The sequence below is a fragment of the Roseiarcus sp. genome, from assembly GCF_052145395.1.
Taxonomy (GTDB): domain Bacteria; phylum Pseudomonadota; class Alphaproteobacteria; order Rhizobiales; family Beijerinckiaceae; genus Roseiarcus.
In genome coordinates this window covers 1-6,776 of sequence record NZ_JBKQOT010000567.1, presented here as the reverse complement: position 1 = coordinate 6,776, position 6,776 = coordinate 1, and the positions used below count along the sequence as shown (strand labels likewise).

The 6,776-nt window shown below is 65.8% G+C and carries 8 protein-coding genes; all 8 read left to right on the top strand.

Translation table 11 applies throughout. From position 1 onward, the window contains the following. Nucleotides 1-843: NADH-quinone oxidoreductase subunit NuoF (nuoF, locus tag ACLP25_RS19545; protein ID WP_442470825.1), on the top strand; the 843-nt coding region annotated here is incomplete at its 5' end. 4 nt (nt 844-847) lie between these two features. Continuing rightward, nucleotides 848-1,141: a hypothetical protein gene (locus ACLP25_RS19540; protein WP_442470824.1), complete on the top strand. Its 294-nt coding sequence runs from the start codon at nt 848-850 to the stop codon at nt 1,139-1,141. 76 nt (nt 1,142-1,217) lie between these two features. Then, nucleotides 1,218-3,281, top strand: a complete 2,064-nt coding sequence (nuoG, locus tag ACLP25_RS19535; RefSeq protein ID WP_442470823.1) for an NADH-quinone oxidoreductase subunit NuoG — start codon at nt 1,218-1,220, stop codon at nt 3,279-3,281. A 6-nt stretch (nt 3,282-3,287) separates the two neighbouring features. Beyond that, the gene (nuoH, locus tag ACLP25_RS19530; RefSeq protein ID WP_442470822.1) at nt 3,288-4,457 is read left to right on the top strand and encodes an NADH-quinone oxidoreductase subunit NuoH; all 1,170 of its coding nucleotides are present in this window, start codon (nt 3,288-3,290) and stop codon (nt 4,455-4,457) included. A 17-nt stretch (nt 4,458-4,474) separates the two neighbouring features. Then, nucleotides 4,475-4,969 carry an NADH-quinone oxidoreductase subunit NuoI gene (gene nuoI / locus ACLP25_RS19525; RefSeq protein ID WP_442470821.1) on the top strand — a complete coding sequence of 165 codons (495 nt, stop codon included), beginning with the start codon at nt 4,475-4,477 and terminating at the stop codon, nt 4,967-4,969. 182 nt (nt 4,970-5,151) lie between these two features. After that, complete coding sequence (locus tag ACLP25_RS19520; protein WP_442470820.1) at nt 5,152-5,751, top strand: NADH-quinone oxidoreductase subunit J; 600 nt, start codon at nt 5,152-5,154, stop codon at nt 5,749-5,751. Nucleotides 5,752-5,763: 12 nt separating this feature from the next. Then, nucleotides 5,764-6,066 carry an NADH-quinone oxidoreductase subunit NuoK gene (gene nuoK, locus ACLP25_RS19515; RefSeq protein ID WP_442470819.1) on the top strand — a complete coding sequence of 101 codons (303 nt, stop codon included), beginning with the start codon at nt 5,764-5,766 and terminating at the stop codon, nt 6,064-6,066. A 7-nt stretch (nt 6,067-6,073) separates the two neighbouring features. Further along, nucleotides 6,074-6,776 (top strand): proton-conducting transporter transmembrane domain-containing protein (locus tag ACLP25_RS19510; RefSeq protein WP_442470818.1); only part of this gene is annotated, 703 nt, incomplete at its 3' end.

Here is a 6,776-nt window from a genome sequence, read left to right as displayed (position 1 = left end):
ATCCACGGCTGGCCGTTCGACCTCTACATCCATCACGGGGCGGGCGCCTACATTTGCGGCGAAGAGACCGCGATGCTCGAATCGCTCGAGGGCAAGAAAGGCCAGCCCCGGATGAAGCCGCCGTTTCCGGCCGGCATGGGGCTCTACGGTTGCCCGACCACCGTCAACAACGTCGAGTCGATCGCCGTCGCGCCGACCATTCTGAAGCGCGGGGCCTCGTGGTTCACGAGCTTCGGCGCGCCGAACAACAGCGGCACGAAACTCTTCTGCGTTTCCGGCCATGTCGACAAGCCCTGCAACGTCGAAGAGGCGATGTCGATTCCGTTCCGCGAACTGATCGAGAAGCATTGCGGAGGCGTCCGCGGCGGCTGGGACAACCTGCTCGCGGTCATTCCCGGCGGCTCCTCGGTGCGCTGCGTGCCCGCGGCGCAGATCATCGACTGCCCGATGGACTTCGACTCGCTCGGCAAGTTGCGCTCCGGCCTCGGCACGGCGGCGGTGATTGTGATGGACAAGTCGACCGACATCGTCCGTGCGATCGCGCGCTTGTCGTACTTCTACAAGCACGAGAGCTGCGGTCAGTGCACGCCCTGCCGCGAAGGCACGGGCTGGATGTGGCGCGTGGTCAGCCGGATGGCCGAGGGCCGCGCGCAGAAGCGCGAGATCGACATGCTGCTCGATGTGACGAAGCAGGTCGAAGGCCACACGATCTGCGCGCTCGGTGATGCGGCCGCTTGGCCGATCCAGGGCCTCATCGCCCATTTCCGCCCCGAGATCGAGCGTCGCATCGACCAGTATTCGGCTCACCCGCACAGCGAGCCTGTGCGCGCGGCGGCGGAGTAGGGGCATGGCCGAAGAGCCGGACAACCTGGTGCTGCAGATGCTTCGGGACATATGCGCCCGACAGGATCAGCACTCTGCTCGTTTCGACGAGATCGAGGCGGAGCTGAAAGAGGTTCGGCTGACGGTGACCAGTCACGACCTGCTCTTCGACGCCCTGGAAGAGCGCGTGGAGACGATCCGCGAGGGCACGGTGACGGCGATCGGATACGCCGTTCACGCCAGCCGAGGGCACGTCGACCTGCGCAAGCAAATCGCCGATCCGACGCTCCGGGTCGAAAAGCTGGAGGCGGGGAGATGAGGCGCGCAACGATCGACGGGGTTGCTGTCACCGAACGGCTCGCCTATTGGCGGTCCGGTCACGGGGCGAAGGGCGCATGAGCAAGATCAACATCGACGGCAAGGAAGTCGACGTTCCGGCCGAATACACGCTGCTTCAGGCCTGCGAAGCCGCCGGGGCGGAAGTGCCGCGGTTCTGTTTCCACGAGCGCCTGTCGATCGCCGGCAATTGCCGTATGTGCCTGGTCGAGGTGAAGGGCGGCCCGCCGAAGCCGACCGCCTCCTGCGCCATGGCGGTCCGAGACCTGCGCCCCGGCCCGAACGGCGAGCCGCCGGTCGTGCTGACCAACTCGCCGATGGCGCGCAAGGCCCGCCAGGGGGTGATGGAGTTCCTGCTCATCAACCACCCGCTCGACTGCCCGATCTGCGACCAGGGCGGCGAGTGCGACCTGCAGGACCAGGCGATGGCTTACGGCGCGGATTCGTCGCGCTTCGCCGAGAACAAGCGCGCGGTCGAGGACAAATACATTGGCGCCCTCGTCAAGACGGTGATGAACCGCTGCATCCAGTGCACCCGTTGCGTGCGCTTCGTCACCGAGGTCGCGGGCGTCCCCGAGCTCGGCGCGATTGGCCGCGGCGAGGACATGGAGATCACCTCCTATCTCGAGAGCGCGCTAAGCTCGGAGTTGCAGGGCAATGTCGTCGACCTTTGCCCGGTCGGCGCGCTGACCGCGAAGCCGACCGCTTTCCACGCCCGCCCGTGGGAATACGTCAAGACCGAGTCCGTCGACGTGACGGACGCGCTCGGGTCCGCGATCCGCATCGATTCGCGCGGCCGCGAGGTCGTGCGCATCCTCCCTCGCGTCAATGACGCAATCAACGAGGAGTGGATCTCCGACAAGACCCGCCATGTCGTCGACGGCCTCAAGACCCAGCGGCTCGACCGGCCCTATGTGCGGACGGACAGCAAGCTCAAGCCTGCAAGCTGGCGCGAGGCCTTCGCCGCGATCGCCGCGAAGGTGAAGGCGGCTCAGCCCTCCAGGATTGGCGCAATCGTCGGCGATCTCGCTGCGGTCGAGGAGATGTTCGCCCTCAAGGGACTGATCGGCAGGCTCGGCTCGCCGAACGTCGATTGCCGGCAGGACGGGTCGAAGCTGCATCCGAAGTTCGGCCGCGCCTCCTATCTCTTCAACTCGACCGTCGCCGGCCTCGACGCAGCCGATGCGATCATGATCGTGGGCTCGAACCCGCGCCTCGAATCGCCGGTGCTCAACGCCCGCATCCGCAAGCGCTGGCTCAAGGGCGGCGCGCTCATCGGCGTCATCGGCGAGCAGGCCGACCTCACCTACCGATACAATTATCTCGGCGCCGGGCCGGAGACTTTGGCCGGCTTCTCCGATCACCCGCCGCCTGAGAAGGAAAGGCCGATGCTTATCTTCGGCGCGGGCGGGTTCGCGAGGGCCGACGGCGAAGCGATCCTCGCGCTCGCCGCCAAGACGGCGCTGTCGCTCGGCGTCGTCAAGGACGGCTGGAACGGTTTCAACGTGCTGCACACAGCGGCCTCGCGCGTCGGGGGCCTCGATCTCGGTCTTGTGCCGGGGGAGGGCGGGCTCGACGCTCTGGCTATGGCGAAGGCCGGGGCGCTCGACGTGCTCTTCAACCTCGGCGCGGACGAGATCGAGATCCAGCCGGGCGCTTTCGTCGTCTACCTCGGCACCCATGGCGATCGCGGCGCGCATCGCGCCGACGTCATTTTGCCGGGCGCGGCCTACACCGAGAAGACCGGGATCTACGTCAACACCGAGGGCCGGCCGCAGTTTGCCGAACGCGCCGTGTTCCCGCCGGGCGACGCGCGCGAGGACTGGTCGATCCTGCGCGCGCTCTCCGACGCGCTCGGGGCGAGGCTGCCCTACGATTCGATGACGCAATTGCGCGCGGCCCTTGCGGCCGCCTATCCGCACCTCGTGCGGTTCGATCAGGTCGCCCCCGCCGACGCGGCCGGGCTGAGTGCGGCGGCGACGCTCGGCGGCGCGGTCGACCGAGCCGCGTTCGCGTCTCCGGTCAAGGATTTCTATCTCACCAACCCGATCGCGCGCGCCTCTCGCGTCATGGCCGAATGTTCGGCCCTGGCGCAGGGACGCATGCGGCAAGCCGCGGAATAGCCGCCGATGAGCAGCGCAACCCCCACCCGCCGCGGCTCGTCGTCCGGCCTCGCCCTGATTGGGGTTGGCGCGGTCGTGGCGATCGTCGTCGTCGTCGCCGTGATCTGGGCGCTCGCCAGCGGTGGTTTTTTCGCCGCACTTGGCCGCTGGCTGTACGAGACCGACATCGGATCGGCGCTCCGTTACATCATCGAGGCGCTGTTGCTGCTCGTTTGCGTTTTGCTGTCGACCGCGGTGCTCATTTACCTGGAGCGCAAGATCTGGGGCTCGGTGCATCTTCGGCGCGGCCCGAACGTGGTCGGCCCCTGGGGCGTGCTGCAGCCGTTCGCCGACTTCGGCAAGTTCATCATCAAGGAGCCGGTCATCCCGGCGAGCGCCAACAAGGGCGTGTTCGTGCTGGCGCCGCTGGTGTCGGTCCTTCTGGCCTTCGCCGGCTGGGCCGTGATCCCGGTCAACGACGGGTGGGTGGTCGCCGACATCAATGTCGGCATCCTCTACCTGTTCGCGGTGTCGTCGCTCGGCGTCTACGGCATCATCATGGCGGGCTGGGCGTCGAACTCGAAATACCCGCTCCTGTCCGCGCTTCGCTCAGCCGCGCAGATGGTGTCCTACGAGGTGTCGATCGGCTTTGTCATCGTCACTGTGCTCATGTGCGCCGGTTCGTTGAACCTTTCGGACATCGTGCGAGCGCAGGACACGCGCTTCGGCTTCCTCGGCTGGTACTGGCTCCCGCTTCTGCCGATGTTCATCATCTTCTTAGTCTCGGCGCTCGCGGAGACGAACCGTCCGCCGTTCGACCTGACGGAGGCCGAATCCGAGCTCGTCGCCGGCTACATGGTCGAATATTCGGCGTCGCTCTTCCTGCTGCAGTTCCTGACCGAGCTGGTCGCGGTCCTGCTGATGTCGTCGATGACGGCGACCCTGTTCCTCGGCGGCTGGCTGTCGCCGCTGCCGTTCCCGCCTTTCACCTGGGTGCCGGGAGTAATCTGGTTCCTGATCAAGGCTTGGAGCGTGGTCGTCTGCTTCTCGCTGGTGAAGGCGTTCGTACCTCGCTATCGCTTCGACCAGTTGATGCGCCTAGGCTGGAAAGTGTTTCTGCCGATCTCGCTGTTCATGGTCGTCATCGTCGCGGCCGTGCTCGAGTTCACCGGCCTCGGCGGCAACGTCTCGGGCTGAGGGAAGAGGAGAGGACCATGGCGCTGAGACTTGCGCAATCTGCCCGCTCGCTGTTCCTGGCCGAGTTCTTCGCGGCCTTCGCGCTGTCGGTTCGGTACATGTTCAAGCCGAAGGCGACGCTGAACTATCCCAACGAGAAGTCGCCTCTGTCGCCGCGTTTCCGCGGCGAGCATGCGCTCAGGCGCTATCCCAACGGCGAAGAGCGTTGCATCGCCTGCAAGCTGTGCGAGGCGATCTGCCCGGCGCAGGCGATCACCATCGAGGCGGGGCCGCGCCGCAATGACGGCACGCGACGCACGACCCGCTACGACATCGACATGACGAAATGCATCTACTGCGGCTTCTGCCAGGAGGCCTGCCCGGTCGACGCGATCGTCGAGGGACCGAATTTCGAATTCGCCACCGAGACTCGCGAGGAACTGTTCTATGACAAGGACCGGCTGCTCGCGAACGGCGCGCGCTGGGAGCGCGAACTCGCGCGCAACATCGCGATGAACGCGCCGTATCGGTAATCTCTCGCCCGCGAGAAGGGCGTCGCAGGACGCCGGGTCCGAACGACGGGCTTCGCGAGGGAGGGGCTGGGGTGATAGCAAGTCTTGGGTGAGGGCGCGAGCCCTCGCCCGGCGCTTTGCGGCGGCGCTTCCTGAATGGGGGAGACGGCGGCCGGGGCAGGGATTTTCAAGAGGCTGACGAGATGGCCGAGGCGGTTTTTTTCTGGATATTCGCGACGATCCTCGTCGTGTCGGCGTTCGCGGTCATCATAGCGCGAAACCCGGTTCACTCCGTGCTGTTCCTGATTCTCGCCTTCGTCTGTGCGGCTGGGCTCTTTCTCATCATGGGGGCGGAGTTCCTGGCGATGATCTTGGTCGTCGTCTACGTCGGCGCTGTGGCTGTGCTGTTCCTGTTCATCGTCATGCTGCTCGACGTGGACTTCGCCCGCATGAAGCAGGGGTTCGTCCAATACCTGCCGCAGGGCCTGCTGATCGCCTTCGTCGTCGGCGCCGAGCTCGTCTACGTCGTGTCGGGCTGGACCCCCTCGCCCAAGGCCGCCGCGGCCGCGACGCCGTCCGGCACGCTCTCCAACACCGCCGCGCTCGGCGAAGTGCTCTACACCCGCTACTTCTACTTCTTCCAGGCGGCGGGCATGATCCTGCTCACCGCCATGATCGGCGCGATCGTCATCACCCTGCAGCACAAGGCCGGCGTCAAGCGTCAGGACGTCGGCGCCCAGGTGGCCCGCACGCCCGAGACCGCGGTCGAGCTGCGCAAGGTACCCTCGCGCGTCGGCATCTGAAGGATCATTGCTATGGACCTTTCCGCCTATCTGATCCTCGCGGCGATTGTGTTCACGATCGGCGTCGCCGGCATCATCCTCAACCACAAGAACATCATCATCATTCTGATGTCGGTCGAGTTGATTCTGCTGGCGGTCAACATCAATCTGATCGCCTTCTCGACCTTCTCGGGCGACCTGACGGGCCAGGCCTTCGCACTGTTCATTCTGACTGTCGCGGCGGCGGAAGCGGCGATCGGCCTTGCGATCCTGGTCGCCTATTACCGCAACCGCGGCTCGATCGCGGTCGAAGACATCAATTCGCTGAAGGGCTGAGGGACCGATGTACGACCTGATCGTCTTTCTGCCGCTCTTCGGCTTCCTGATCGCGGGTCTTTTCGGCCGCTGGATCGGGGCGCGTGGTGCGGAATACGTCACCACCGGGTTCCTTGGGATCTGCTTCGTCCTGTCCTGGATCGCGTTCTTCCAGGTCGCCGGCGGGGCGGACGCGCACGTCCCGATCGCCAACTGGTTCACCTCCGGCAAGCTCGCCGTCGCCTGGGCGCTGCGCATCGACACGCTGACCGCGGTGATGCTGGTCGTCGTGACGACGGTCTCCTTTGTCGTGCACATCTATTCGGTCGGCTACATGGCCGACGATCCGTCGCGGCCGCGCTTCTTCGCCTACCTGTCGCTGTTCACCTTCGCCATGCTGATGCTGGTGACAGCCGACAACCTGGTGCAGATGTTCTTCGGCTGGGAGGGGGTCGGCCTCATGTCGTACCTCCTGATCGGCTTCTGGTACGACCGCCCATCAGCCAACGCGGCGGCGATCAAGGCCTTCGTCGTCAACCGCATCGGCGACTTCGGCTTCGCCCTCGGCATCTTCCTGACCTTTACGCTCACCGGTTCGGTGACGTTCGACCAGGTGTTCGCCGCGGCGCCCGGCTTGGCCGGCAAAACGTTCCACTTCATCGGCTTCGACTGGGACGCCTGGACGCTCGCTTGCCTGCTCCTGTTCATGGGCGCGATGGGCAAGTCGGCGC

What these genes read in the sequence shown, in the direction of transcription:
- ACLP25_RS19540 (WP_442470824.1), top strand. Translation starts at nt 848, where the DNA reads ATGGCCGAAGAGCCGGACAACCTGGTGCTGCAGATGCTTCGGGACATA.
- nuoG (WP_442470823.1), top strand. Translation starts at nt 1,218, where the DNA reads ATGAGCAAGATCAACATCGACGGCAAGGAAGTCGACGTTCCGGCCGAA.
- nuoH (WP_442470822.1), top strand. Translation starts at nt 3,288, where the DNA reads ATGAGCAGCGCAACCCCCACCCGCCGCGGCTCGTCGTCCGGCCTCGCC.
- nuoI (WP_442470821.1), top strand. Translation starts at nt 4,475, where the DNA reads ATGGCGCTGAGACTTGCGCAATCTGCCCGCTCGCTGTTCCTGGCCGAG.
- ACLP25_RS19520 (WP_442470820.1), top strand. Translation starts at nt 5,152, where the DNA reads ATGGCCGAGGCGGTTTTTTTCTGGATATTCGCGACGATCCTCGTCGTG.
- nuoK (WP_442470819.1), top strand. Translation starts at nt 5,764, where the DNA reads ATGGACCTTTCCGCCTATCTGATCCTCGCGGCGATTGTGTTCACGATC.